The sequence below is a fragment of the Burkholderia sp. Ac-20392 genome (assembly GCF_017104585.1).
In the GTDB taxonomy this organism is placed as follows: domain Bacteria; phylum Pseudomonadota; class Gammaproteobacteria; order Burkholderiales; family Burkholderiaceae; genus Burkholderia; species Burkholderia lata.
Window position 1 is genome coordinate 1 of sequence record NZ_JAAGPB010001210.1, and the last position, 229, is coordinate 229.

Annotated in this window: 1 protein-coding gene; it reads left to right on the plus strand. The window is 65.1% G+C overall.

The features are described from left to right. A partial coding sequence (locus G3N99_RS41670; protein WP_155687414.1) for a TOBE domain-containing protein occupies positions 1-210 on the plus strand: 210 nt, incomplete at its 5' end. Positions 211-229: the final 19 nt, after the last annotated feature.

Below are 229 nucleotides of genomic sequence, written 5' to 3' on the forward strand. Positions count from 1 at the left end.
CCGGGCTCGAAACACAACTGGGCGCGCGGCGTCGTGACCGACATCGCGTACATGGGCAGCTACTCGCTGTATCACGTGCGCTTGCCGAGCGGCAAGACGGTCGTGTCGAACCTGTCGAGCTCGCACCTGATGAACGACAACGCACCGGCGTGGAACGACGACGTGTTCGTGTCGTGGTCGCCGGCCAGCGGCGTCGTGCTGACGCAGTGAGGACGCCACGATGAGAACC